This is a genomic window from Aquimarina rhodophyticola (assembly GCF_042434915.1).
Taxonomy (GTDB): domain Bacteria; phylum Bacteroidota; class Bacteroidia; order Flavobacteriales; family Flavobacteriaceae; genus Aquimarina.
Genome location: NZ_CP170198.1, coordinates 2,876,686 through 2,902,887, shown reverse-complemented (window position 1 = coordinate 2,902,887; position 26,202 = coordinate 2,876,686). Strand labels below are relative to the sequence as shown.

The window sequence follows — 26,202 nt, the reverse complement described above, 5'->3', positions numbered from 1 at the left end:
ATGTTATTTATTTTGTTAATTTTAGTTAACACAAACTCAAATATTTATATATATGAAAAAAATGTACTCCTTTGTCTTATTATTTCTATTTGTAGGACAAACAATGTTCGCGCAAAGCGTTATGGATGGTGTTGTAAAAAATCATTTCAATAGCGCGACCGCTAAATCGGCTTTGACAGCAGAAGATGTGTCAGAGTGGAAAGTAACCAATATCGTTCCTTCTTTAAATCCTGCGATACAGCACGTTTATATACAGCAGTATTACCAAGGAATCCCAATACAGTATGCAACCTATAAGCTTACGGTAAAGAATGGTGATCAAGTAACTTGGGAAATAGATCAATTTGTAAAAGGTTTAAAAACCAAAGCATCCTCTGCTAGAAGTTCTCTTTCTGCAGAGTCTGCTATTATGAATGTAGCAAAGGCACATAAACTTGGCTCGCCCAAATTATCAAGATCAATGAACAGATCCAATAATGGTTTTGTTTATGAAGATTCTGGGATTGCATTAGAACCGATAGAGGCAAAACAAGTTTATATTCAACAAGATGATGAACTTGTATTAACATGGCGTGTTAGTTTATACCAAAAAGATGGTCAACATTGGTGGAATGCTAATGTAGATGCGGTCACAGGTGAAATTTTGCACACAGAAGATTGGGTGATTACTTGTAATTTTGGTACGCCAGATCACGAAACTCACAATCATAAAGAACCTGCACTAGGGCACAAGGATATTCCTACAGTACCAACCAAAGCAGAAGCAACCGCAGCTCTTGCTCCAGATTCGTATAATGTATATGCAATGCCTATAGAGAGTCCTAGTCATGGAAATCGTTCTGTAGTAACGAATCCCGCTAACTCTAATGCATCTCCATATGGATGGCATGATACCAATGGTAGCGCTGGAGCAGAATATACAATTACTAGAGGTAATAATGTATGGGCTCAGGAAGATAGAAATGGAAATAATGGAACAGGATTTTCTCCAGATGGGGGATCAAGTTTAGATTTTAATTTTCCATTAAATCTTACTCAAGCGCCTGCATCTTATGATGATGCAGCTATAACAAATCTTTTCTATTGGAATAATATCATGCATGATGTATTTTATCAATATGGTTTTGATGAAGCAAGTGGAAATTTTCAAGAAAACAACTATGGAAAAGGTGGTGCAGGTGGCGATTCTGTAAATGCAGATGCACAAGATGGAAGCGGTAGTAATAACGCAAACTTTTCTACTCCAGGTGATGGAGGTAATCCTAGAATGCAAATGTTTCTTTGGACAAGTCCAAATCCTGATAGAGATGGAGATTTGGATAATGGAATCATCGCTCACGAATATGGTCATGGTATTTCAATAAGACTAGTAGGTGGACCTTCTTCTAATACTTTAGGCGGTTCTGAGCAAATGGGTGAAGGATGGTCAGACTGGTTTGGACTAATGCTTACAATGAAAGCGGGTGATTCTGGAACTGATTCTAGAGGAATAGGTACCTATGCCTTAAATCAGCCAACAAATGGTGATGGTATACGTCCTACCCCATACTCTATAGATAGATCTGTAAACAATACAGACTATGCAGATATCGGTGGATTAGCAAGACCTCATGGAGTTGGATACGCATTCGCTACAATCCTATGGGATATGACTTGGGGATTAATAGATGCTGAAGGATTTGATCCTGATTTTTATAACGGAACTGGGGGTAATAATATAGCCATGGCTTTAGTAATTGAAGGTTTGAAAAACACAGCAAATAACCCTGGGTTCGTTTCAGGTAGAGATGGTATTCTTCAGGCAGATCAAGATTTATATGGAGGTCAGTACTCATGTATAATCTGGAAAGCATTTGCTGAGCGTGGCGTAGGTCAAGATGCAGATGAAAATAATAATGGAGGTAGCAACCAACAAACAGATCAAACAGTATCATTTGTTAATCCTTGTGATGGTGGCGGACCTGGACCAGGTGGTGATGAGTGTTCTGGTGACATAACCTCGTTCCCATACAACGAAAGTTTTGAAGGGAACATAGGTGCTTGGTCTCAAGCTTCTGGAGATGATTTAAACTGGACAGTTAACGCTAACGGTACACCTTCTGACGGTACAGGACCTAGTGGTGCTATCAATGGTAATTCTTATATTTATGTTGAAGCTTCTGGAGATGGAACTGGATTTCCTACTAAAAGAGCGATCTTAAATTCTCCTTGTTTAGATTTTAGCGGTTTGACTTCTCCAGTATTGAGTTTTCAATATCATATGGTTGGTAGTGCTGTAGGTACTTTTACCGTAGAAGCTAGAACAGAAAACACAGGAAACTGGACAAGTGTATTTAGTAGAACTGGAGCACAAGGAACAGACTGGAATGTAGCTAATGTAGATCTTTCTGCATACGCAAGAAATGCTAGTGTTCAATTGCGTCTTAATACAGTTACAGGTAGTAGCTGGCAAGGTGATGTGAGTATAGATGATCTACGTATTTCTAATGGAATAGTTAATCCAGAACCGTCATGTGATTCAGTTAATTTCAATAACTTTAGTATAACTTCGTTTGCTACTCAGGATTCGGCAGGTAATTTCTCCATCGTAAATTCTGGTAGTGGATTATCGTTATCCAATAATACTTGGAAGTATATTGCTCTTAATTATACAGTAACTGCAAATACTGTCATAGAGTTCGACTTTAATAGTACTTCTGAAGGAGAAATTCATGGAATTGCCTTTGAAAATGATAACACCTTAACTTCTACAAGAGTTATAAAAGTTCATGGTACTCAAAATTACGGAATAACTAATTACGACAACTATACTAGCGGTACCACAACCTACGTAATTCCTGTAGGTAGTTTCTATACAGGTGCCATGGATCGATTAGTATTCGTTAATGATAATGATGCTGGATCAGGGAATAATTCAACCTTTACTAATGTTAAGATTTATGAAGGATCTTGTGATGGAGCTGCCGCTGTAGTAGCAGATTTCGGACCAAAAACTCCGATTTACGGAAATGAGGATGAAGAAAGTGTTTCTTCTTTCACAATCTCTCCAAATCCACTTAAAAGAGGAGGAGTTTTACAAATTGCGATGAAAAATACTATGCGCGCTAATAATGCTTATTCAATTTTGAATGTAGTTGGACAAGTAGTAGCACAAGGGACATTAGCAGGTAGTAAAACTATTAATGTAGGGAATCTTGATACTGGTATGTATATACTTAAAGTTGATGGAGAAACGAAACGTTTTGTAATCGAATAACTATACGTATAAACGTAAATTTTTAAGAAGACCGTCTTTTGAGACGGTCTTCTTTGCTTTTACAACGATTTAAATTGACAAAAAAATGATTTTAGAAGTAGCTATCACATGGTTTGGTATACCTGAAACGAATCAGAGCTGCACTATAATTTTAAAAAGCATACTGTTTTGGGTGTCCTTAAACTGATATGTTTTCATCGTTTACTACTTAATTAATGTGCTCTATGCGTATTATCACTTTGTGTAAAAAAGTATCGGTAAGCCTATATTTAGAAGTTTTTTATTTAATATCCTTTTCCTTTTGCGTTTAATTATCCCGCGCTTATTCGAATAAACACTTTTTTGGCAACATCTCTTCTTACTATATTCATACTATCTCCATTTTCTGTAAACGAGTCGCTGGTGAATTATATTTGGTTTTGTGGTTACTATCCAAAGGATATAGTTGAAAATATAGTATTAAGTACAAAAAGTAGTTATCTGTTAAAATAACAAAAAACCAACATGCTACAATCCATCTTTGGCCTCAAAACTGCGTATGGCAGTATTAGGCTCCATGATTGTATATCCATTCCAGAAATCAGGATTATATTTGGACAGATATTGAGGTTCGATGGTATAGTCTTCTTTAATTTTTTGATAGGCTGTTTTACTAATGGGAGCATTGTTATAGATTACTAGTTCTGTCTTTATCAAATGTGTCATACCCACATCGATGCCTAGAGAGAGTTCATTTTGCTTACGCTTTCCGCTAACATATTTATTCTTTTCAATTATCTTGAGGGGACGATCAATACCAAATGTGTTCCCCTGATATTTTTGCAAAAACTTAATATGGTATTTAGAATCTTTCCCTTTTGAAAAAATGGTTTTTCCTTTGTATACATTCTCTTTATAATCAATGCCCAACAGGCCAAAACTTTTTAATGTTTTTGTGTTTTCATAATCCACACGCATAATTGCAAAATCTTGTGTATTGATATATAAAGTACCTTTAAAATCTGCTCTTCGACCAGGTGTAAATTTAACAACATACACACTATTCTCATTTATTGTAGAGTAGTCTACTAATTCAAAATCATAGCGTCCAGATTTGTGTATTATATTTAGTTTGGAGTTCTCGTCATAGAGGGTATTACTAATTAAGGAAGTAATGGTTTCTTTTTGATCAGTCACATAAGCTTTGTTAACATCTTGCTTTTCTAGCTCCGTTTTTACCTGTTTAGCATCATCACTTACTTTTAAAATCGAATCCACTTGTACTTTAGTTCCAAAAAAGAAACCCGATTTAATTTTTAAATAAGAATTTGGTTTAACATTTTCTTTAAATATTTGTTCTACTTTCTTGCCCAAAGCTTCGATCGAACCTTGATTGTTTTTATCATAAAGTTTTGCTGCCTTGATTATAGTGAGTTTTTCATCACTTATGTTTTTATAGTAATCGCCGAGTATTTCACTATAAAACTCTGACTTTTTTGGTAACATGGTTACGACACTATCCAAAAATTTCTTGTCAAAGGCTTCTATTGTAGATTTTTTAAAATCGATATTTATACGTCGTACTTTGCCAAGATCCGAGATTCTCAAAAAAAAGCGCTTTTGACTTAGTGTAGGTCCGTAGTTTTGTTCTAAGTTGTCTTTAACTTGTTCGATAATTTCATCTACTGTTAATGCTTTATTCGATACAAAAGCCCCTTCTAAGGCGATGGTTTTAGGTTGTAAATAAATTATGGTATCGGTAATTTTAGAAAGAACAAGTTTAGCTTCTTCATAACCCATTGATGTTATATAAAGAGAGTCTATAGCTTTAGTATACTCTTCAGAGGAAATACTAAAACGACCTTCGTCATTAGCATATACGCCTTGATTTTTTGAAGTTTGAACCGTAGCATAAGGAATGGGTAGCTTAGTTGTTTGATCCACTACAGTATAAACAGTGCTTTGGGCATAACTAGTGTTGTATAAGCCTATAAAGCTTACAAATAAAAGCGTATATAATCGCATAAGTACTTGATTTACTAAAATGTCTAATATAATATCTTTATAAGACGTTTAATACGCTAACTTATTACAAAGGTTCTATTTATTTAAAAACTGTGATAATAAAGCGCATTCTTATCACAGTTTTAGTTTACGTATTAAATAAGCTATGATTGGTCATAGCTTATGTAAAGACGTTATTCTTCAATGCTCTTCAAATTATCCTCAGAGTCTCGATCGATCAATTTGTTATAAGGATCAATCCCAGCGCGTAGCGGTTTTTCTTTTGTATAGATTGTAAAAGTATTATCACCAGGCTGTAACCATTTTCGCTCTAGATAGTACGGATTCTTTAATGTTACATCCAGGGTATCTTTAATGTCTTCACCAAAAAGACCAATTTCTATATAGTTTGCGGTTGAATCTACGTATTTTTCTTTGCCAGAATCGTTATAGTAGATCTTTTTTGATGTCACGGTTACAGTTGTTTTAAATGAAGCATCTTTTTGTTTTTCTGTGCTCGCCGAGTTTACTCGGTTTTCATAGAGTACAATTTCATTAAATCCATCATCTACCAAATACTTTAACGAATCGGGTGTTATTTCTCTAATAGCATTATACAAATCTTGTGATGTGGGATATATTTTTTTATTATAATATTTGAATTCATCTGAGAATTTTTTTAAAGCAGTATTCATTTTTTCCTCACCAATAACATCTTGCAAATGGTACATAATCATAGAACCCTTACGATACCAAATATGCTGACCTGTTTCTACATTAAGTAAGGTACGTTCTGGTTTAAAACTAAAAGATCTACTACGCAAATAATCATCTAGAGAATATTTCAAGAAGTTTTTTATTCCATTTTCACCATATTTCTGTTTCATGGTCATCAATGATGTATATTCTGATAAAGTTTCAGAAATTATATTAGCTCCAGACGTTTTGCTTGGTGTAACTAAGTGTCCCCACCATTGATGTGCTACCTCGTGTGTAGTAATTCTAAATGCGTAGTTAAAATCTTCGGCTCTGTCAAAATCTGCAGCAAAACCAAAGTTTTCTGAGTAAGGTATTGTGGTAGCAAAGGATTGTGCAAACACCGAATGTGCGGGAAATTCAACAATTCGTAAAACACTATTGGGATATTCCATAAAATTTGCTGAACAATAGTGTAGTGCTACTTTTGCGCCTTCAATAAAATGTTTTAGGTTTTTTTTATGTTTTGGAGAATGATAAATTTCAATCATCACTTTTTTACCACTAGGGGCTACCCATTCGGATTGTTCGACATCATATTTTGCCGATACCACATTAAAAAATAAATTAGTTTTTGATTCAAGTTGGTAATGATAAAAAGCACGATCATTTTCGATCCATTTTCGCTTTAATTTACCTGGAGCTATAGCAATTTGATCAGAAGAGGTACTCACTGTAGCCTCAAAGTTAATATAGTTGGCATCTTCATTAAATAAATTCTTTTTAACTGCTGCAGCGTCTGACCGTGGAGGTAAAATATAATCCAATTTATCCAAATTATACTTCCTACGTACGCCATTATCAATCACGCTACGGTCATAATGAAATCTAGGAAATATCTGATTATTTAAAAAAGAACCATTGTTGAGTACTTGTGTTTCCATTTCATTTGCAAATCCTCGGGTTTCGGCATTCACTTCAATAGTTAATTTAGCATCAGTCGACGGTATCAAAGCTTCGGGAAGTTTGTACAAAAATAATCGATAGATTGAGTCTTTATATACAGGTTCAAGTTCAACTCCATTATATACTACTCTTTTTAGTTTTGTGTGCATATTTGGATATTGCATTTCAAGTAACAAGGTGTCGATTGATTTGACAAGATCTGGGTTTGTAATTATAAATTCACCTCTTGCCTCGATGTTTCTTTCGTTTGGATAAATATCTATAAATGCTTTGAGGTCGGTTACCACAGGATGTAATTGATCTATATACTTTGCATACTTTTTTTCTGCTTGGGCACCAGTTTTATCTGCATAAGTACTTGCATGTATGGTATTGAGGACTTTTAAATTGTAATAAGTATATCCTGCAACAGCTATAAATATTGATATTATGATACTGAGTGACAACTTTGTGGGTGTTTTTAAACGTTTTATTGCAAGGTGACACCTTTCCTTAAATGAAGCTGTAAAGCCTCTTGTCCAAAACAACTTACCCAATATCATTAAAATAAGCGTCGCCAATATCCAATACAAATTAAGCCAAAATATGCCTGTCAAATAATGACCAAAACCGTTGAGATCACTTATAAAAAAAGAGGTTGCTCCAGTAAATATTAACATTGGATTATTGCTTTTAAAAGCTAGCGTAACCAATAAGGGTAATCCAATGTATAAAGCGATTACTACAAAATGACCTAAAAACTTATTATTAACTAATACATGAATAAAAAAGGCAAGGAGTATAGTCATAATGAATCCAGGGAAAATCATAGCAAAATTATAAACAAACTGCATTCCTAATTCATAGGTAAAATAACCGTTGATAGTTTGATACAATACTGCAACAACGATATTTAGTAGAGTAAGCAATGTGGCAGTACTTATTAATGCGATAACTTTTGAATAATAAAGACTATTATTGCTTATAGGAAGCGCGTCATAAAACACAAAGGTTTTATTATTACGAGTTCGGTGTACTGCCTCTCCGGCATAAATTACCAGAATAATTATAGATAATAAAGATAAGCCTCCAGAAATATACATAATGACATAACGGGTTAGCGGCAAGTTGGGCGTACCATAAGTTTCGTTTCCTTTAAATACTGTGAATAAAGCTACTAGAATCCCTATGATCAAAAGAATTAGAAAAATTGGATCTTTTATAATAGAGAGAATTTCAATCTTGCTTAGTGAAAGTAAATTACGATTTTCATGTGCTGCATTGAATTCCTGAGAAATCAATGGTCTATTTTTTGTAACTAATGGGGTTAACTGCTTGTGTTGTTTTTGTTTTGACGATGTTAAAAATTTCTTGTAATCAAATTTAAATAAAGTGATTAAAAATAGGATGATTGCAATGCTAAGCCATAGCACTCTGTTAAATAAAAACTTACCGTAAAGCGGTAGCGAATTGGTGTTAAGCTCATTAATAGACCAATATTTTTTCACTAAACTAAAAACCCTTCCCCCAAAGGGATCTAAGTAAACACTTAACCATTGGTTGTCAAGATTAGAAAGTAAGTCTCCAGAAATGTTATACAACAGAAATAGAATAATTCCACCCAAATAAATGATTGGCATTTTCTTAAAAAAAGCCATTAAGCCAAAAAATAATGCACCAATTAGTAACGCGTTGCTTTGTAAAATAAAAAGATACGGTAAAATATAGGAGCTAAAGCTAAAAGCGGTATAAGTTCCAAAATCTGGACGATCTAAAAAAGCACCGATTCCAAATCCCAGCATAGCACCTACTACAATTCCGACATTAACTAAGGAAGCGATTAGATAACTCCCCAAAAAACGACCTAAGATATAGGATTTTGGGTTAATAGGAAAAGTAAAGTACGTCTCTGCCGTTTTATGTTCGGCGTCTCTGTAAACAGGCACGCCCATTATTGCAGCATAAAAGAAAATGGCTATAACCGAAACAGGTACCAGTATACTCGTAATATTATTTGGGCTATTAACATATTCGGCCGTTCCAGATTGTTCAAAAACAGCAAGTAGGGTAGCAATCAATAGTCCCAAGGTAAAATAAATCCAAGTAGCGGGTCTGCTTAATCGATAGTGCAGTTCAAAATTTAATATTTCTTTCATTCTAAACTGTTTTTAGCTGTTTTTTATTAATACTATAAAAGTAAAAATCCTCCAAAGTATTAGAGAGCGGCTCAAAACCGTTTTCTGGATTTATGTCACTGTATATGTTGATGTTAAGTTGCCCCCCGCGTAGATAATTTGTTAGGACCTCATATTCGGATTCATAGTGTGATAATTCTTCTTTATTAATCCGTTTTTTATATACTTTTCCGTTAAGAGTATCAGATAAATGTTGAGGATTTCCTTGAACAAGAATTTTACCGTTATTAAAAACTGCCATGTTTTGACATAAGTTGATAACATCATCGACAATATGAGTAGATAAAATAACTACTGCGTTTTCTCCTAATTCACTCAATAAATTGTGGAAGCGGTTACGTTCAAGAGGATCTAAACCTGCTGTGGGTTCATCGACAATTATCAACTTAGGATTGCCAATTAATGCTTGTGCAATACCAAAACGCTGACGCATTCCGCCAGAAAAATCACCTAAGTTTCTATTCTTAAAATTGTATAAATTTACCTTGTTAAGTAGATCATCTACATACTCTTTTCTAACACTACTGGTAGTTATTCCTTTTACCTTGGCAATATGATTAAGCATTAACTCTGCTGACACCTTGGGATACACACCAAAATCTTGAGGTAAATATCCTAAGATTTTGCGAAGAGCTTCTGGGTTTTTAAAAACATCAATAGTATCAAAATGAATTGTTCCAGAATCTGCTTGTTGAAGTGTTGCAATGGTACGCATTAGAGAAGATTTACCCGCACCATTGGGGCCCAAAAGACCAAACATACCTTTTTCTAGCTGTAGATTAACATTATTGAGTGCTTGTGTACCGTTAGGATAGGTTTTATTCAAATTGGTTATTGTCAACATAATGTAAGAGAGTTATAGTCTAGTTATATGTAGTTCAAAATTACAATATGTTACAAATTGAAATACCTTTTGATTAAAATACGATACATATTTGAACTCAAATTCTTAAGATATATCAGTATCTTTACCCTACAAAATTAGAGCTAGTATATGCATCAATTACGCAGAAACAGAAGATTGAGAACTAATGACGCCATTCGTTCTTTGGTTAGAGAAAACACTATAACGCCCAACGATTTTATTACACCTCTTTTTATAGTCGAAGGAGAAGGTGTTAAAGAGGAGATTGCTTCTATGCCTGGATATTATAGATATAGTCTAGATAATCTCAAAATAGAAGTTAAAACCCTGCAGAGCTTAGGACTGAAAGCCGTGTTACTTTTTGTGAAGGTAGATGATGCTTTAAAGGACAATAAAGGCACCGAAGCACTCAATAAAGATGGGCTAATGCAACGTGCTATCAAAACAATAAAAGACTTAGCTCCCAATATGTTAATAATGACCGATGTGGCTTTGGACCCATACTCATCGTATGGTCACGACGGAATTGTCGAAAATGGTTATATAACAAACGATCCAACATGTGAGGTATTAGCGCAGATGGCATTGTCACATATTCGATCTGGGGCAGATTTTGTTGCCCCCAGTGATATGATGGATGGTAGGATTAAAGCGATACGAGAACTTTTGGAGCAAGAAAAGTTGGTGAATGCTGGTATAATGAGTTATAGTGCAAAGTATGCCTCCTCATTTTATGGTCCGTTTAGAGATGCCTTGGACTCAGCTCCTGGTTTTGGTGATAAAAAAACCTATCAAATGGATTTTGCTAACCGTGATGAGGCTATTAAAGAAACTTTGATGGATGTGCAAGAAGGAGCAGATATTGTTATGGTTAAACCTGGTTTATGCTACTTGGATATTGTTCGCGATATTAAAGAATCAGTAGATGTTCCTATAGCTGTATATCAAGTAAGTGGAGAATATGCAATGCTAAAAGCGGCTGCAGAAAAAGGATGGTTAGATCACGATGCAGTAATGATGGAGCAGGTCACAGCGATCAAACGTGCAGGTGCTACCATGATTGCTAGTTATTTTTCAAAAGATATTGCTACCTTACTAGGATAATTAAATTATATGGGCTTATGGAAAATAAAGATAGATTGTATCAATCATTTGGAGAATTACTATATGTTGCAGCAATGAGCGATGGAGTAATTGATGAACAACAAATGATCACGTTAGAAGAAATTTTATTAGAACACCCCAAAGGAAAGGATATCAAATGGTCTTTTGACTATGAAAATGCAAACCATTCGGATATTAATACTTTATACAGGAAGGTAATCGAAGTTTTCTCGGATCATGGACCCGACGAAGAATATGAGTTTATGCACTATGCTCTTACAAAACTAGCACGTGCCAGTGAGCACGTAAATGCACAAAATAAATCAATTGCAACAAACTTCAGTACTGATTTGTTAGATCGTTTTACTAAAGATGCAGAAAAAATTAAAGATGATTACCAACCATAAAGTTATGCTGTCTATGAATGTAAAAATCACTTTTGCGATAATAATTAGTTCTTTAATATTTTGTGCATGCCAAACTGATAAAAAGGAGGCCAAACCTATTACGATCGGAAAAAAGACAACATCGAGTAATTCTTTTGATCGCGGAAAAGAAATTTTTATGGGCAAGGGCAAGTGCTATACATGTCATTTGACCGATAAAAAATCCATTGGACCCAGCGTTCAACAAATAATGAAGGTGTATACAGAGCAACAAGGAGATTTGATCTCCTTTTTAAAACAAAAAGCTGCACCCATCGTAGAACCAGAGAACTATGCAGTCATGAAAACTAATTTTGTAATCATTAAACAATTTTCTGAAGAAGATTTATCAGATATCGAAGTTTATATGAATAAGGTTTCTACATCATCCAGTAACCCCTAGCATAAGTTTTAAGAACAAATTATAATTTATAAACTATTATTTTAGATCTAAAATCATATTTTTCCTAAAGTGTTCTAAGAGCACTGTTACTTTCTATAGCCCACTTTTATGACTTTACTTATTATTTACGCAGTAGTTTCTATCATGTTCTCCTTTCTATGCTCAGTCTTAGAAGCAGTTTTATTGAGTATTACCCCTACTTTTATAAGCATTAAGAAGAAAGAGGGAAAAGCATATGCGCAAACTTTAGAAAATCTAAAAAAAGATGTAGATCAACCCCTCATCGCAATTTTAACAATAAATACGATAGCACATACGGTTGGCGCTATTTTGGTTGGGGTTCAAGCAGAGAAATTACCTTATAAATTTGAAATATGGGGGATTAATGTTGTAGGTGTCGTATCTGCAATAATGACATTTCTTATACTTGTTGTTTCAGAAATAATTCCTAAAACTATAGGAGCCAGTAAATGGAAATCGTTAGCTAATTTTACTTCAAAAGCACTAACCCTTATGATACTACCTCTTAGATATACGGGGGTTCTCTGGTTATTACAGTTAACGACAAAAGTTGTGGGCGGAGGCTCACATCACGGTTCAGTACTTAATCGAGAAGATTTTTCGGCAATGGCTGATATTGCGCATGAAGAAGGTGTGTTTGAAGAGTCTGAATCCAAGGTGATTAAAAACTTACTAACCTTTAAAGAGGTGTTTACAAAAGATGTAATGACCCCGCGTACCGTGATGAAACTGGCGAATGAGGAAACAACCATCGAATCTTTTTTTAACGAAAATCAAAACCTAAGGTTTTCTAGAGTTCCAGTTTATCAAGGTAAAAGTGATAATATAACTGGGATGGTTTTAAAAGATGAGGTGTTTAGAGAGATGGCCAATGGTAATGGATCAAAAATATTGCGCGATATAAGAAGAACGATCTTATACACCGAACGCAATTTGCCAATACCTGAGTTGTTTAATCGTCTCATAGAAAGTAAAAATCATATTGCACTGGTTGTTGATGAATACGGGTCAGTAAGTGGTATTGTAACTATGGAAGATGTTATAGAAACTTTATTAGGATTAGAAATTGTGGACGAAAGCGATGTTGAACATAATATGCAAGACTTGGCTAGAAAAAACTGGCAGAAAAGAGCCAAAAAAATGGGGATAATTGATGAAAACGAATCAAATAAGTAAGGTTTATAAAGTTACGTTCAAAACCCCTTTAGGCATAGCTTGTTTACTTGGAGATGAGTTGGGTCTTACCGTTTGTACACTTAATGAACTTGAAACTTCTGATTCCTGTAAAGATAGTTTGCCTGCGTATTTTGGTCAAGCAATACAACAACTCCACGAGTATTTTGAGGGGATTCGCAAAAAATTTACCATACCTATACATCCACAAGGTACTGATTTTCAATTAAAAGTATGGAATCAATTGCTAACTATTCCTTATGGTAAAACAGCGAGTTACCTTGATATAGCAAAACAGCTTGGAGACCCTAAGGTTATTCGGGCAGCAGCATCTGCCAATGGAAAAAACCCGCTTTGGATTATTATTCCTTGTCATAGGGTTATTGGATCAGATGGTTCTTTGACGGGATATGCAGGAGGATTGTGGAGAAAAAAATGGTTACTCGATCATGAAAACCCTTCAAAACAACAACTTTTGTTTTAGCAATATTGCAAGTAGTACTATATAAATTTCTTACTTTAGTAAGACTAACTCGTATTACGGCTCAATTTTAAAACTCAATGAAGTTACTTAAGCGCATTACTAAAGGTTTTTTAATCACATTAACCATTTTATTGATCTCTCTGTATGTATTTGACTATGATTATATTTTAAAAGGAGTGCGAGTAGTATACATGACTGGTCATAGTACAGCGTTTATAGATGATCATTCATATTTTGATAACCGTAGTATTCAAAAAGCCAAAAATGTCAAAACCATTCCGCAACATCCTCAATTCAATACGGTAGCACCTTCGGAGCGTTTAGATAGTATTCATAATGCATTGGGAACTACATCTTTTTTAATTTTAAAAAATGATAGTGTGTGGCACGAATTTTACGCGCCTGGCTATAATCAAAAGTCCCGTACAAATTCTTTTTCGATGGCCAAGAGCATAATCACTGCCATGCTAGGTAAGGCAATAATGCAAAAGTATATTAAAAGTTTAAATCAACCCGTTGGTGACTTTTTGCCAGAATTTTCAGAAGGAATCGCATCTCAACTTACTGTAGGAGATTTATCATCAATGGCATCTGGTCTTGATTGGACAGAACATTATTCGAGTCCCTTTTCAATTACTGCAAAAACGTATTATGATTCGAATATTCGTGAAATTTTATTAGATCTGGATGTGATAAAAACTCCGGGAACACAATTTGAATACCTAAGTGGAAATACACAACTATTAGGTATGGTTATAGAAAAGGCAACAGGACAAAGCCTATCAGCTTATTTGAGTGAGAACTTTTGGGAACCGCTGGGAATGAGTCAAGATGGTTTGTGGCAATTAGATAGTGAAGCTAGTGGAATGGAAAAGGCATATTGTTGTATAGCTAGCACTGCGAGAGATTTTGCCAAATTTGGATTGTTATTTCAAAATGGAGGTAGGTATGATGGGCAACAGATTTTACCCGAAGCATTTACGAAAAAAGCTATACAACCAAGGTTTGAAAAAAGTGACATGTATGGGTATGGGTTTTGGCTGTCTAATCATCTCAATAAGAACATTTTTGTAATGCGTGGTATTTTGGGGCAATATGTAATTTCACTTCCCGATGAGGACATAACGATTGTTCGTTTAGGTCATCAACGCTCAACTTTCAAAAATGGAAAATCATTTACTAGAGATTTTTATATATATCTTGAAGAAGCACTAAACATGTTGCATGATGCTACGTAACTTAACCTTAGAGCATATCCTTTTTTTGGATATCGAAACCGTACCGATACAGGAGCATTTTGATGCTTTAACTCCAGAAATGCAATATTTATGGAGCGAAAAGACAAAATATCAACGTAAAGAAGATTTTACACCTGCAGAGTTTTATGAAAGAGCTGGTATTTGGGCAGAGTTTGGTAAGATTGTTTGTATTTCTGTAGGATATTTTGCAAATACGAGTGAGAAAAGGAGTTTTAGGGTTACTTCATTTTATGGAGAAGAACCTCAGCTTCTATTAGATTTTAAAGAACTCTTAGAATCCCATTTCAGTCGTCCTCAGCATCTATTATGTGCTCATAACGGTAAAGAATTCGATTTTCCGTATATCGCAAGGCGAATGTTGATTAATGAAATTTCTTTGCCTTCTAAGTTAGACCTGTTTGGTAAAAAGCCATGGGAAGTTGCTCATTTGGACACTTTGGAATTGTGGAAATTTGGAGACTATAAACATTATACTTCTTTAAAGTTACTAACAAATATTCTTGGAATAGCATCTCCTAAAGATGATATAGAAGGAAGTGAAGTTAGTAAAGTTTATTACAAAGAAAAAAATTTAGATAGGATCATTGCCTATTGTGAAAAAGATACTGTTGCTATAGCACAAGTAATCTTAAAGTTGCGTCAGCAGGAATTACTAAAACCTTCAGAAATTGTAACCATATAACTAGTTGGTTAAAGAAAATTTATTTTCGTTTTGAATATCTTTTAAAAATAATCCCCCAAACTAAATTCTTTGAGGGATTCTCTCGACTAAAAGAAAAATAAAAAACACTATTCTTATTTTTTTACAAATCGTTTTGTAAAAATTTCTGTAGCTGTATGTATTTGTAAAATATACATGCCAGCAGATAAATCTTGAACATCGATAGTTTCTTTGATTTGTCCATTTTGAACAATTTTTCCAAATAGATTACGTATTTGGTATGTAGCGTCTTGCATATTTTTGATATTAATAGTTACCTCTCCATTGGCTACTGGATTAGGAGAAATTGAAAGGATCATATTGTTCTTATCTATCGCTACTCCATTAACTATTGGCCCTGCGTCCAAATTTTCAATACGGACCGTATAATCTTCCACTTCACCATATTCAAAGGTTTCACAAGCGATAGGTATGCCGTTGTACTTCATCGAAACTCGCATTCTGGTTGGTCCAAAAGATGCCCAAGTAGGGATGGTAAAAGATCCTTTTACAGGTGTTGTTTTAGATGCAGGTGCACTCCAGACCAATTCGCCAGAATCATTAAAATCTCTATCTTGATTATAATCAATCCATACTGCGTAGCCTTCGTTGTAGCTTGTTACTGTCCAAGTTGGCGTAATGGTTATCGTATAAGAGGTGTTAAAACTTAAGTCTGTAGCTATCGTTGTATAATCGGTATATCCATTATTTGAACCAACAGATATATTATTTATAGCACCCAATTGTACATGACTAATATATTCACCTGTTGTATTTTCTCCTTGTGAGTTGCAATAGGCTATACCTCCCTCAGCTCCATATTCAGAACCTACTCCCACGGCATACCATGCATTAGTTATTGCAATTTCTTCGGCACTATTTTCTCCATATAAATCTCTAGTAGCTTGAATAGAGCTTATTCTAGCATCAATAAAATTCGAATTTGCAGACAAATAAACATGTAAGGTTCTATAAGCTATTTTGGCAGCTTTCAAAATACCGATGCCAGATACATTGTATGAACTTCCGATATCATTAATACCAGTGCCGCCAATAGTACTTAAGTAGAACCAATAATTTAATACGCCAGAGTTTATGTGTACACCGCAATAGTCGTTACTTTGTACGGGTACACAATTTGGATCTTTCCAATATCTACCTCCATAGGTATCGGGTTGATTAGTAGTATTAGGATCGCTCATGGATCGCAGGGCGATTGAGCCACTTCGACGATCAATATCTTCACCTATAAGCCAAACTGAAGCTGTAGGAGATGAATCATCTTCATTACCTTTTGCAAAATGCTCTACAGCTGCTCCCCATATATCAGAAAAGCCTTCGTTAAGCGCTCCTGATTCCTTGCGATATGCTAGATTAGCAGTGCTGCTTGTTATGGCATGTCCAATTTCATGAGCAGCTACATCGATACTAGTAAGAGCGTCAAAGGTTCCATTACCTTCAGATCCATTAGATGACCCATCACCGTAGGTCATGACACTTCCATTCCAAAAAGCATTGTCATAGGCTACCCCATAATGTACCCAACTCTTTATCTCTGCACCAACATCATCATAACTATTTCTTGAATGTACAGACCACCAATAATCATATGTTTTTTCTGCACCCCAATGTGCATCAAGAGCAGCATTATCTTTTTCAGAATTATTAAATTCGTTTGCAGTCCATATATTATCGTTATCTGTAAAATTAATAGGAGTGTAATTATTTGATCTTTTACTATTATAGGTACTTATCCCACCTCCTCTAGTCTCATCTCTCAAAATATAACTACCATCTATTAATTTGGTTGTGATTGTGCGATTTCCACTATATCGTGTCGCTGCGCTACCAGGGATAGACGTTTCGACTTCAAAATTAGCACAGCCTGATAGATTGATGATTGTTAGTTTTTTATTGGAATTACGATGCTTTCCCAGGTGCTTAATAATAGCTTCATAATATAAAAATTTTCCTGTGTGAGCATCAATGTATACATACCCTCTACTTAACGGCTTTTTGGCATAAATATCGAATTTATAAGCAAGATTGTACTTGTGTAACTTTTCTCGTTCAATATCTGGAGTAAAATCTGGTAAAATAACTAGCTCTCCACCTGTGTTATAGGTGTTCATCGCTTTAGAAGCTTCTACATCCTCCCAGAGATACTGTTGAGCACCAATGTGATTAATAGCAATTTGAAAAGCATGTGGCTTGGTAATCGTAGGTTTTGTACTAATATGCTCAACATTGTAATATTCACCATGTAGCGCAGTGACTTTACTTTCTTTTTCATCCAAAATCGCAATGCCATATTCTACTCTTATTCCATTGTAGTACTGCTGAAATCGCTTGTGTACCACGCCTATATTATCTACTTGTTCTGAAATTTTAACGTAGCTATTTGCTCGGTTTAAACCAAGGTATTGATTGAACAATTCTTGTGGGTTCTTTTGTAAGGTAGTGAGGGTATCAACTTTTATAAATTTGGAAGGTTGGACAAAAGCATCCTCTCGTTTTTGTGACTGCGCTTTTATGTAGAAAAAAGAAAATCCGATAGCAAGGGCTTGTAAGACTTTTACGTACTTTATCTTCATATGTCAGATTAATATTTATCTAATGAAATCTCAATAACACCCCTTATTTTTTGATAAAAATTGATAAAAAAAGTTAATTCAAAAATTTTTTTATGTTAAAATCGATTAAATGCAATAAAGTATATGGAGGGAAAGTAACCTGCAAATGGCATAACCGTAAGCCAAGTAAAACAGTCGACTAACGGTGTTGTTCTATTAAAAAAGGAAGCACAAAAAATAATTAAAATCTCGAAATAAATTGATAAGCTCTTAGCTCATGATAATAGGAGCCGTCTGAGTCATAAAATCCTACATGCCCACCAAATTCGGGCATTTCTAAATATAATTTAGGATTTGCTTGAGCTTCGTCAATTGGATAACAAGAAGTTCCTAGAAAAGAATCGTTTTTAGCATTTAAAATCAATGTTGGTAGCGCAATCTGGGAGAGTAAATTTTTACTGCTACACTTCAAATAATAATCTTCTGCATTCAAAAAACCGTGGGCTCGACTCGTGTATAGATCATCAATATCCATCAAAGATTTACAAGCTCTTATTTGTTGGTGCGATATGCTGTTAGGGAAATCTTTAGCACGTTGTAATAGTTTGGTTTTTAGATGTCTAATAAATCTGTTTCTGTAAATAAAATTAAATGGTTTCTCAATTTGTTGTAGAGAATCATGCAAGTCGCATGGTACTGATATCGCTACTGCTGATTTCACTATCGACGGAATATGCTCAGTTTCTCCTAAATATTTAAGTACAATATTGCCGCCTAAGCTAAAACCACATATTGAAACCTTTTCATAATTGTAATTCGAGGTAATATGCTGTACCACGAGCGCAAGATCATCACTGGCTCCAGCATGGTAAGATGCATATAATCGGTTAGGCTGGTTACTACAATTACGTAAATTTATAGCTACGGCATCTATATTATTACTTGTCATTTGTTTTGTCAATCCTTTCATATAAGGTCGCTGTGCGTTTCCTTCTAAACCATGCAATATAAGTGTAAGATGTTTTGATTTTTTCGACTTTGCAAAACTCCAATCCAAATCCAAAAAGTCTCCGTCCTGTAGCTCTAGGCGTTCTCGTATTTGTTTAACATTTCTTACACTTCTAAAGAGATTAGGATAAATGGTTGCAATATGGGCGCTTTTAAAAAATAAGGCTGGTTGATAGGTAGAAGCTAGTATAGGCATAATGAGAATCCAATAAAGCTGGTAAATGTAGGCAGGTCTTATAATATGTACAAACTTTTGGATGATAGAATTTTAGTATCACCAAGTCTTCAAAAGTATTTAAGTAATTTATTAAAAACTATGCACGCATAGTTTTTAATCGTATTTTTATTCTTTGTTTTTAAAGAATTACTAGAATGTATACAAAAAAATTTGAAGTACGATGGAGTGATTTAGATGCTAATCGTCATTTAGCTAATAGTGCCTATCAAAATTTTATGAGTCATACGCGTATGGCTTTTTTGATAGCTAATGGATTTGGGCAAAAACAAATGGCTCAATACAGTGTAGGTCCTGTTATATTTTATGAACATATCTATTACTTTAAAGAAATTTTTCAAGGGGCTCCCATTACCGTAAGTTTGGAGGTCGCAGGAATGAGTGAGGATAGTTCTTTTTTTGAATTCAGACATAATTTTTACGATGAAAAGGGTAAAAATCTTGCACATTGTGAAATGTTAGGAGCTTGGATGAATTTGAAAGAAAGAAAAATTATGCCATTGCCTGATGCTTTGAGAGTGCTACTCGAAAACTTTCCGAAATCTGAGGATTTTAGAATTTTGACAAAAGAAGATACAAGGAGGCATAATAAGTTGCCTGTAGATCTTGAATTACGTTAGTCGGTTCATGTGACTTTTTTAATAGGCTTAGTTACTAAATATACACCTATAAATATTAAAAACGTAGCAAGAATTTTCACCATATCCAGCGTATCACTACCCATAGCGATTGCAAAAACTGAAGCCAACAAGGGTTGTAAGTAAATAAATACAGCGACTGTTGTTGGTTTTAATTCTCTAATTGCAAAAATATTGAGGACGTATGTGCCAAATGTTGCAAATAGGACGACATAACCAATTTTTAAAAGTCCGCTTAAGGGTATGACTGCAGGATTCAAATTAATTACCTCTTGCAAGCCAAAGGGTAGTACAAATATTAAACCTATAGTATACATCCACTTCATAAAGGTGAAAGGATGATATTTTTGAGTTATCTTTTTAACAACAATAATATAACAAGCATACGATGCGGCATTTATAAAAACTAAAGAATTTCCAAGTGTCGGATTAGTAGCTGTCAAATGATTTCCTTTACCATATAAAATTATTAGTAAGGTCCCGGTAAGTCCTATAAGTATCCCGACAATTTTAAGAAATCTCAATTTTTCTTTTAGAAAAATAGCGGATAAAATCATTACAATTATAGGAGCGGTTACCATTAATACAGATGCACTAATGGGAGTGGTAAGGTTAAGCCCAGCAAAAAAGGTTAGCATATTAAGAGCAACTCCAAAAAAAGCTGCTGCAGTAATACGTAAAAAGTCTTTTTTGATAATTTTTTCTTTAGGACCGATAAAGCCTATAAGCCAAAACAGAATCGCAGTACCAAAAACACGTAGTAAAATAAATCCAAAGGGCTGGATGTAATGCGGCATAACATCTTTGGCTATACTATAATTAGCGCCATAAAAGATGGCCACAAAACTTGCTGCGATTAATGCTAAGGTTCTTTTACTCATTTAACATTAAGGCTTTAGCTTCTTTTATTGTGTGCTTAGAGTTACCAATAAAGATGCTGTTATTTATACGTATTACAGGTCGTTTTAAAAAGGTGTAGTGCTCAAGTAGTAACGTTTTATAATCATCTTCATTGAGGTTATGATCCTTTAAATTACGCTCTTTATATAAGCGAGCTCTTTTATTAAAAAGCGCTTCATAGCTGCCAGATAATGCAAAAAGCTCTTCCAGTTGCATTGGCGTGAGTGGGCTGCTTTTAACATCCTGTAATTCATAATCTTTACTGGGTTGTAATTCTTTTAAGATACGCTTACAAGTATCACAGGTAGAGAGATGGTAAATTTTTTTCATTTTAGTAAAAAATCTAATTGATTCTGTTTTTAAATCAGAGATAGTTCATATACACGATTCAAAAAACTAGTGCAAAGGAAATTCTTTTGTGGTTAAAATTGATATTTTTGAAGAAAAAATAAACAAATGAATACTCAACTAGAAATTACACGTGTTAATCGTAGCATATTTTTGAAGTTTTTAGATCAATTTTCACTAGCACAATTAAATACGATTCCGTCAGGTTTTTCAAACAATATTATTTGGAATATCGCTCACGTAGTAGTTACTCAACAGTTATTAGTATATAAGTTATCAGGTAATAATTTAATGGTTTCTCAAGATCTTGTCGATAGGTATCGTAAAGGAACAAAGGCAGAAGACCCAGTAAATCAACAAGAGGTAGATTTAATTAAAAAGTTATTGGTGACCACTATTGATACAACCGAACAAGATCTAGATATGCTATCAAAATCTGCGTTTGAGCCTTATCCAACAAGCACAGGGTTTACATTAAAATCAATAAAAGATGCTATTTCTTTTAACACCTTTCACGAGGGAATACATTTAGGCTATATTCTTGCATTAAAAAAATCGATCTAGAATATTATACTTAAAAAATTTGGCAACTTTCACTTTATCTAATTTTATGGTAATTAGACCATCAGAATAGCTGCTAATCTCATAAGGGTTGTAATAGAGTAGGACATCTGTTTTGGTAAAGCCGATATTTTGGGGCAGGTAGAAACTATCATTTTCAAAAGAAAATTTAGTGCTATTGATATTATTTTGTAGGGGAATGTGGTAATCTTTTTTAAATTCTTCTTCCGCATAATGTAAAAAAGATTTTTTGTCTTTTAATAACTTGTCAATTGATATTAATTTGCCATTAGATAAATCAAAATTTACTAGTGTCGTAGTCGAGTTTCCATGGGCTCCTCCTGTAAAAGAATACGTGCTCATTAAAATTGAAATGATATCTGTATTTTGATAGGTAACTTCGCTTGTTAAAAGTGCTTCATATGGCGGCGTTTCTTCGGGAAATACCTTGGACATCTCTCTATAGAAATCATTAAAATTTTGCATAGCAGTTTCTATAGATACCACAGTAAGGCTATCTTCAACATTTAAAAATTCGCAAGCTTTTTGTTCTATAATTGTATTGATAGCATTAGCGACTTTAGTTTTATCAAGGGTCTGTATCAATTCGATTTCTACCAGAGCACAGTTGGTATTTGTGCAGTCGACATAATTTTCTAATCTAAACAACTGGTTTTCGAATAGTAATTCTTCCCTTTTGGTACAGGAGATAAACGTTAGTATAAGCACAAAATAGGTAGTGCTTTTAAGGTAGAGGTCTATAAATTTGTTAATCATCTACTAAAGGTATTATATCAATGTGATTAAAAAGAATTTAATTATACATTTGTTTAGTTTTTACCATACTTGTTGCAAAAAAGACAAGTATTACTATTGTTTATTTCTAGTTGTTATGATTCTGAAGGTTTTTTTAAATGAAGTTTAATACCAAAACTATACATGGGAGGCAAGAACTGGATCCAGCATATGGAGCCGTTATGCCACCAATTTACCAAACATCTACCTACGCACAATCTGCACCAGGTAACCATAAAGGATACGAATATAGTAGAACGCACAACCCGACAAGACATGCCTTAGAAAATTCTTTGGCAAGTATTGAAAATGGTGAATTTGGGCTGGCTTTTGGTTCTGGGTTAGCAGCTATAGATGCGGTGATTAAACTTTTGAAACCTGGAGACGAAGTCATTTCTACTAATGATTTGTATGGAGGCTCCTATCGACTGTTTACTAAAATTTTCGAAGACTTCGGTATTAAGTTTCAGTTTGTTCAAATGGAAAATGCCGATACTATCGAAGCTCATATTTCTGCACAAACTAAACTCATCTGGATAGAGACACCCACCAATCCAATGATGAATATCATTGACATAAAAACTATTGGTCAAATTGCCAAAAAACATCAAATACTTTTAGCAGTTGATAATACTTTTGCTACTCCTTACTTACAACGTCCACTGGATCTAGGTGCAGATATCGTAATGCATAGTGCTACAAAATATATTGGAGGCCATAGTGATCTTGTTATGGGTTCTTTAATTGTTCGCGATAAGGAGTTAGCGGATCGTTTATATTTTATTCAAAATGCGAGTGGTGCAATTTGTGGGCCGCAAGATAGTTTTTTAGCCCTTAGAGGTATAAAAACTTTACATATACGTATGCAGCGTCACTGTGAAAACGCAGCAGCCATAGCAAAATTTTTAAAAGTACATCCTACGGTAGACAAGGTATATTGGCCAGGTTTTGAAGAACACCCCAATCATCATATAGCCAAACAGCAGATGAGTGATTTTGGAGGTATGATTTCATTTACAACCAAAGAGGATTCTTTGGCAGCAGCAGTTGCGGTTGTAAAACGATTACAAATCTTTACCCTAGCAGAATCTTTGGGTGGTGTCGAAAGTTTAGCGGGACACCCTGCTAGTATGACTCATGCATCCATCCCCAAAAAAGAACGTCAAAAAATTGGAATAAAGGATTCATTAATACGACTAAGTGTTGGGATAGAAGATGTTGATGATTTAATTGAGGATCTTAAAAATGCGTTAGATCAATGATCAAAAAGAAGCCTTATCAGAAAAACTTTTATTTTACAGATCGATAACGTTTGCGAAATGCGAAATTCTCAAAATTTGAAGCTTTAAATTTTAAATATACATATATTTGCCACTATTTTTAATGTTTCTGAAATTGAAGAATGTAATATAAACTTTAATGGTAAGAATAATTATTTTTAAAACGAATATACACCAAACAACTAAATAGATGCTATGAAAGAAAGTATCGATAACTTTATCAAATCGGTAGAAGGTAGAAATCCTAACGAACCAGAATTCATTCAGGCTGTGACCGAAGTTGCAGAAACTGTTATTCCATTCATCGAGAAGAATGAAAAATATCAAAATGCAATGCTTTTGGAACGTATGGCAGAACCAGAGCGTGTATTTATGTTTAGAATACCGTGGACAGATGATAAGGGAGCTATTCAAATAAATAGAGGGTATAGAGTGCAAATGAATTCAGCTATCGGACCTTACAAAGGAGGATTGCGTTTTCATCCATCTGTAAACTTAAGTATCCTAAAATTTTTAGCTTTTGAACAAACTTTTAAAAATAGTTTAACCACACTACCAATGGGTGGTGGTAAAGGTGGCGCTGATTTCGATCCAAAAGGAAAATCAGATAATGAAGTAATGCGATTTTGTCAAAGTTTTATGACAGAACTCTCAAAGTATATAGGTCCCAATACAGATGTTCCTGCAGGAGATATCGGTGTGGGTGGTCGAGAGATTGGCTATATGTTTGGGCAATATAAAAGGTTGCGAGACGAGTTCACTGGGGTACTTACCGGAAAAGGACTTTCTTATGGAGGATCTTTAATGCGACCAGAAGCTACAGGGTATGGCAATGTATACTTTGCAGAAAATATGTTGAAAACGAGAGGCGAGTCCCTAAATGGAAAAACTGTTGTAATTTCAGGATCAGGTAACGTAGCTCAATTCGCTGCCGAAAAAGCGATGAGTCTTGGAGCCAAAATTATCACCTTTTCAGATTCATCTGGTTATATTGTAGATAATGATGGTATCGATACAGAGAAACTTGAATTTGTAAAAGAGCTTAAAAATGTGAAGCGCGGACGTATTAAAGAATATGTTAATACCTATACAAACGCTACCTATGTAGCGGAAAAAACTCCATGGTCTGTACCTTGTGATATCGCTTTACCGTGTGCTACACAAAATGAACTTCATGTAGAGGATGCAAAAGAGTTGGTTAAAAATGGATGTATCTGCGTAGGAGAAGGAGCTAATATGCCTTGTACAGCAGATGCTATTGAGATTTTCTTGAATGCTAAGATTTTATTCTCTCCTGGTAAAGCCTCTAATGCAGGGGGAGTAGCAACTTCTGGATTAGAAATGTCTCAAAACTCTTTACGTTTTAATTGGACGGCACAGGAGGTAGACGAAAAACTTCATGGAATCATGAACAGTATTCATGAGCAATGTGTTATTTATGGAACCGAAGAGGATGGGTTCATAAATTATGTGAAAGGAGCTAATATTGCAGGTTTTGTCAAAGTTGCAGATGCGATGCTAGAACAAGGCGTGGTATAAAGTTAAACGTATTATATTATTTAAAACCACTCTGCAGTATAGAGTGGTTTTTTTATATAAATTCATAGAAAGAAGGATTCACTTATAACGAACGTATGATCATCAAATCTACAGCAATAGTATTGCGTACAATTCGCTATAGTGATAATGATATCATTGCCACATTATTTACAAAATCTAGTGGCGTAAGATCTTATATGCTGAGGGGCATTTTAAAATCTAAAAAAGGAAAATTGAGATACGCTCTGTTTCAACCCTTAACATTACTAGATATTGAGGCTATTCACAAGGATAAAGGCACTTTAGAGCGTATTCGAGAAGCAAAAATACAGACTCCGTTTCAAACACTTCACAATGATTTTATCAAAAATGCATTGGTGTTTTTTGTTTCCGAAGTACTTTATATGTCTATTCAAGAACAAGAAGCTAATACAGAGTTATATCACTACTTAGAGACTACTTTACTATGGCTCGATAATCATGACAACATTAAAAATTTCCATCTTTCTTTTATGATTCGCTTGACGCAATATTTAGGGTTTTATCCTGATACATCCATGCAATCTTATCCTTATTTTGATTTGTTGTCAGGAGATTTTAAATCCGTTGATATTGGACCATACTGTTTTGAGGGTCCAAAGGTTGAAAGCTTTAAAACATTCTTAGGCATGACATTTGAGGCATCAATGAAGATCGATTTAAGTAAAGCTATGCGAGCAGAACTTCTTAATATGGTATTACTTTATTTTGAATTACATTTGCACGGCTTCAAAAAGCCGAAATCACTAACCATTTTCAATGAAATTTTTAAATAAG

Annotated in this window: 21 protein-coding genes; 13 read left to right on the top strand and 8 right to left on the bottom strand. The window is 34.4% G+C overall.

The genetic code is table 11. From position 1 onward, the window contains the following. Window positions 1-52: 52 nt before the first annotated feature. Window positions 53-3,256 carry a M36 family metallopeptidase gene (locus tag ACE939_RS12545; protein ID WP_378185932.1) on the top strand — a complete coding sequence of 1,068 codons (3,204 nt, stop codon included), beginning with the start codon at window positions 53-55 and terminating at the stop codon, window positions 3,254-3,256. A 507-nt stretch (window positions 3,257-3,763) separates the two neighbouring features. Here the strand turns inward: ACE939_RS12545 and ACE939_RS12540 are convergent. The 3 genes from ACE939_RS12540 to ACE939_RS12530 all read right to left on the bottom strand — a co-directional run bounded on the left by ACE939_RS12540 (window position 3,764) and on the right by ACE939_RS12530 (window position 9,919). Then, window positions 3,764-5,260 (bottom strand): carboxypeptidase-like regulatory domain-containing protein, encoded by a 1,497-nt coding sequence (locus ACE939_RS12540; RefSeq protein ID WP_378185931.1) that lies wholly within the window; start codon window positions 5,258-5,260, stop codon window positions 3,764-3,766. A 173-nt stretch (window positions 5,261-5,433) separates the two neighbouring features. Continuing rightward, complete coding sequence (locus tag ACE939_RS12535; RefSeq protein ID WP_378185930.1) at window positions 5,434-9,036, bottom strand: M1 family aminopeptidase; 3,603 nt, start codon at window positions 9,034-9,036, stop codon at window positions 5,434-5,436. Between the two features lies 1 nt (window position 9,037). Further along, a complete protein-coding gene (locus ACE939_RS12530) occupies window positions 9,038-9,919 on the bottom strand; it encodes an ABC transporter ATP-binding protein (RefSeq protein ID WP_378185929.1) in 882 nt (293 codons plus the stop codon). A 150-nt stretch (window positions 9,920-10,069) separates the two neighbouring features. On the opposite strand from ACE939_RS12530, the gene hemB reads away from it, so the two are divergent. From hemB to ACE939_RS12495, 7 genes are all read left to right on the top strand, one after another. Then, entirely contained in the window at window positions 10,070-11,044 is a 975-nt protein-coding gene (hemB, locus tag ACE939_RS12525; protein ID WP_378185928.1) for a porphobilinogen synthase, read from the top strand. Between the two features lie 17 nt (window positions 11,045-11,061). Beyond that, window positions 11,062-11,451, top strand: a complete 390-nt coding sequence (locus ACE939_RS12520; RefSeq protein WP_378185927.1) for a TerB family tellurite resistance protein — start codon at window positions 11,062-11,064, stop codon at window positions 11,449-11,451. Further along, a complete protein-coding gene (locus ACE939_RS12515; RefSeq protein WP_378185926.1) occupies window positions 11,435-11,872 on the top strand; it encodes a c-type cytochrome in 438 nt (145 codons plus the stop codon). The genes ACE939_RS12520 and ACE939_RS12515 overlap by 17 nt, the downstream gene beginning before the upstream one ends. Window positions 11,873-11,980: 108 nt before the next feature. Then, window positions 11,981-13,069, top strand: a complete 1,089-nt coding sequence (locus ACE939_RS12510; RefSeq protein ID WP_378185925.1) for a CNNM domain-containing protein — start codon at window positions 11,981-11,983, stop codon at window positions 13,067-13,069. After that, a complete protein-coding gene (locus ACE939_RS12505) occupies window positions 13,047-13,550 on the top strand; it encodes a methylated-DNA--[protein]-cysteine S-methyltransferase (RefSeq protein WP_378185924.1) in 504 nt (167 codons plus the stop codon). Before ACE939_RS12510 ends, ACE939_RS12505 begins: the two co-directional genes overlap by 23 nt. A 77-nt stretch (window positions 13,551-13,627) precedes the next feature. After that, window positions 13,628-14,788, top strand: a complete 1,161-nt coding sequence (locus ACE939_RS12500; protein WP_378185923.1) for a serine hydrolase domain-containing protein — start codon at window positions 13,628-13,630, stop codon at window positions 14,786-14,788. Beyond that, on the top strand, window positions 14,778-15,491 hold the full coding sequence (locus ACE939_RS12495; protein ID WP_378185922.1) for a 3'-5' exonuclease: 714 nt from the start codon (window positions 14,778-14,780) through the stop codon (window positions 15,489-15,491). Before ACE939_RS12500 ends, ACE939_RS12495 begins: the two co-directional genes overlap by 11 nt. 113 nt (window positions 15,492-15,604) lie before the next feature. Here the strand turns inward: ACE939_RS12495 and ACE939_RS12490 are convergent, their stop codons facing one another. Both ACE939_RS12490 and ACE939_RS12485 read right to left on the bottom strand, forming a co-directional pair. Continuing rightward, window positions 15,605-18,103: a M4 family metallopeptidase gene (locus tag ACE939_RS12490; protein ID WP_378185921.1), complete on the bottom strand. Its 2,499-nt coding sequence runs from the start codon at window positions 18,101-18,103 to the stop codon at window positions 15,605-15,607. A gap of 220 nt (window positions 18,104-18,323) precedes the next feature. Beyond that, window positions 18,324-19,286: a YheT family hydrolase gene (locus ACE939_RS12485; RefSeq protein ID WP_378185920.1), complete on the bottom strand. Its 963-nt coding sequence runs from the start codon at window positions 19,284-19,286 to the stop codon at window positions 18,324-18,326. A gap of 176 nt (window positions 19,287-19,462) precedes the next feature. On the opposite strand from ACE939_RS12485, the gene ACE939_RS12480 reads away from it, so the two are divergent. After that, window positions 19,463-19,945 carry an acyl-CoA thioesterase gene (locus ACE939_RS12480; RefSeq protein WP_378185919.1) on the top strand — a complete coding sequence of 161 codons (483 nt, stop codon included), beginning with the start codon at window positions 19,463-19,465 and terminating at the stop codon, window positions 19,943-19,945. A 5-nt stretch (window positions 19,946-19,950) separates the two neighbouring features. Here ACE939_RS12480 and ACE939_RS12475 read toward each other — a convergent pair whose 3' ends face one another. Together ACE939_RS12475 and ACE939_RS12470 are read right to left on the bottom strand one after the other, a co-directional pair. Then, window positions 19,951-20,844: a DMT family transporter gene (locus tag ACE939_RS12475; RefSeq protein ID WP_378185918.1), complete on the bottom strand. Its 894-nt coding sequence runs from the start codon at window positions 20,842-20,844 to the stop codon at window positions 19,951-19,953. After that, window positions 20,837-21,193 carry an arsenate reductase family protein gene (locus tag ACE939_RS12470; RefSeq protein ID WP_378185917.1) on the bottom strand — a complete coding sequence of 119 codons (357 nt, stop codon included), beginning with the start codon at window positions 21,191-21,193 and terminating at the stop codon, window positions 20,837-20,839. Before ACE939_RS12470 ends, ACE939_RS12475 begins: the two co-directional genes overlap by 8 nt. A 126-nt stretch (window positions 21,194-21,319) precedes the next feature. Here ACE939_RS12470 and ACE939_RS12465 point away from each other — a divergent pair, with 126 nt between their 5' ends. Then, window positions 21,320-21,775 carry a DinB family protein gene (locus ACE939_RS12465; protein ID WP_378185916.1) on the top strand — a complete coding sequence of 152 codons (456 nt, stop codon included), beginning with the start codon at window positions 21,320-21,322 and terminating at the stop codon, window positions 21,773-21,775. Here ACE939_RS12465 and ACE939_RS12460 read toward each other — a convergent pair. After that, entirely contained in the window at window positions 21,758-22,549 is a 792-nt protein-coding gene (locus ACE939_RS12460; RefSeq protein ID WP_378185915.1) for a DUF3298 and DUF4163 domain-containing protein, read from the bottom strand. The genes ACE939_RS12465 and ACE939_RS12460 overlap by 18 nt on opposite strands. A 137-nt stretch (window positions 22,550-22,686) precedes the next feature. On the opposite strand from ACE939_RS12460, the gene ACE939_RS12455 reads away from it, so the two are divergent. The 3 genes from ACE939_RS12455 (at window position 22,687) to recO (ending at window position 26,201) form a co-directional block, all read left to right on the top strand. After that, window positions 22,687-23,829, top strand: coding sequence for a cystathionine gamma-synthase (locus ACE939_RS12455; RefSeq protein ID WP_378185914.1), 1,143 nt, complete (start codon window positions 22,687-22,689; stop codon window positions 23,827-23,829). A gap of 213 nt (window positions 23,830-24,042) precedes the next feature. After that, entirely contained in the window at window positions 24,043-25,386 is a 1,344-nt protein-coding gene (gene gdhA / locus ACE939_RS12450) for an NADP-specific glutamate dehydrogenase (protein ID WP_378185913.1), read from the top strand. Between the two features lie 95 nt (window positions 25,387-25,481). Further along, window positions 25,482-26,201: a DNA repair protein RecO gene (gene recO, locus ACE939_RS12445; protein WP_378185912.1), complete on the top strand. Its 720-nt coding sequence runs from the start codon at window positions 25,482-25,484 to the stop codon at window positions 26,199-26,201. The last annotated feature ends 1 nt before the right edge of the window (window position 26,202 follow it).

Excerpts from the sequence above, each read along its gene's own strand:
- ACE939_RS12480 (WP_378185919.1), top strand. The coding sequence starts at position 19,463 with ATGTATACAAAAAAATTTGAAGTACGATGGAGTGATTTAGATGCTAAT.
- ACE939_RS12505 (WP_378185924.1), top strand. The coding sequence starts at position 13,047 with ATGAAAACGAATCAAATAAGTAAGGTTTATAAAGTTACGTTCAAAACC.
- ACE939_RS12455 (WP_378185914.1), top strand. The coding sequence starts at position 22,687 with ATGAAGTTTAATACCAAAACTATACATGGGAGGCAAGAACTGGATCCA.
- ACE939_RS12460 (WP_378185915.1), bottom strand. The coding sequence starts at position 22,549 with ATGATTAACAAATTTATAGACCTCTACCTTAAAAGCACTACCTATTTT.
- ACE939_RS12470 (WP_378185917.1), bottom strand. The coding sequence starts at position 21,193 with ATGAAAAAAATTTACCATCTCTCTACCTGTGATACTTGTAAGCGTATC.
- ACE939_RS12545 (WP_378185932.1), top strand. The coding sequence starts at position 53 with ATGAAAAAAATGTACTCCTTTGTCTTATTATTTCTATTTGTAGGACAA.
- ACE939_RS12485 (WP_378185920.1), bottom strand. The coding sequence starts at position 19,286 with ATGCCTATACTAGCTTCTACCTATCAACCAGCCTTATTTTTTAAAAGC.
- ACE939_RS12490 (WP_378185921.1), bottom strand. The coding sequence starts at position 18,103 with ATGAAGATAAAGTACGTAAAAGTCTTACAAGCCCTTGCTATCGGATTT.
- ACE939_RS12495 (WP_378185922.1), top strand. The coding sequence starts at position 14,778 with ATGCTACGTAACTTAACCTTAGAGCATATCCTTTTTTTGGATATCGAA.
- ACE939_RS12500 (WP_378185923.1), top strand. The coding sequence starts at position 13,628 with ATGAAGTTACTTAAGCGCATTACTAAAGGTTTTTTAATCACATTAACC.
- ACE939_RS12540 (WP_378185931.1), bottom strand. The coding sequence starts at position 5,260 with ATGCGATTATATACGCTTTTATTTGTAAGCTTTATAGGCTTATACAAC.
- ACE939_RS12475 (WP_378185918.1), bottom strand. The coding sequence starts at position 20,844 with ATGAGTAAAAGAACCTTAGCATTAATCGCAGCAAGTTTTGTGGCCATC.
- ACE939_RS12510 (WP_378185925.1), top strand. The coding sequence starts at position 11,981 with ATGACTTTACTTATTATTTACGCAGTAGTTTCTATCATGTTCTCCTTT.
- ACE939_RS12465 (WP_378185916.1), top strand. The coding sequence starts at position 21,320 with ATGAATACTCAACTAGAAATTACACGTGTTAATCGTAGCATATTTTTG.
- gdhA (WP_378185913.1), top strand. The coding sequence starts at position 24,043 with ATGAAAGAAAGTATCGATAACTTTATCAAATCGGTAGAAGGTAGAAAT.
- ACE939_RS12520 (WP_378185927.1), top strand. The coding sequence starts at position 11,062 with ATGGAAAATAAAGATAGATTGTATCAATCATTTGGAGAATTACTATAT.
- ACE939_RS12535 (WP_378185930.1), bottom strand. The coding sequence starts at position 9,036 with ATGAAAGAAATATTAAATTTTGAACTGCACTATCGATTAAGCAGACCC.
- hemB (WP_378185928.1), top strand. The coding sequence starts at position 10,070 with ATGCATCAATTACGCAGAAACAGAAGATTGAGAACTAATGACGCCATT.
- ACE939_RS12530 (WP_378185929.1), bottom strand. The coding sequence starts at position 9,919 with ATGTTGACAATAACCAATTTGAATAAAACCTATCCTAACGGTACACAA.
- recO (WP_378185912.1), top strand. The coding sequence starts at position 25,482 with ATGATCATCAAATCTACAGCAATAGTATTGCGTACAATTCGCTATAGT.
- ACE939_RS12515 (WP_378185926.1), top strand. The coding sequence starts at position 11,435 with ATGATTACCAACCATAAAGTTATGCTGTCTATGAATGTAAAAATCACT.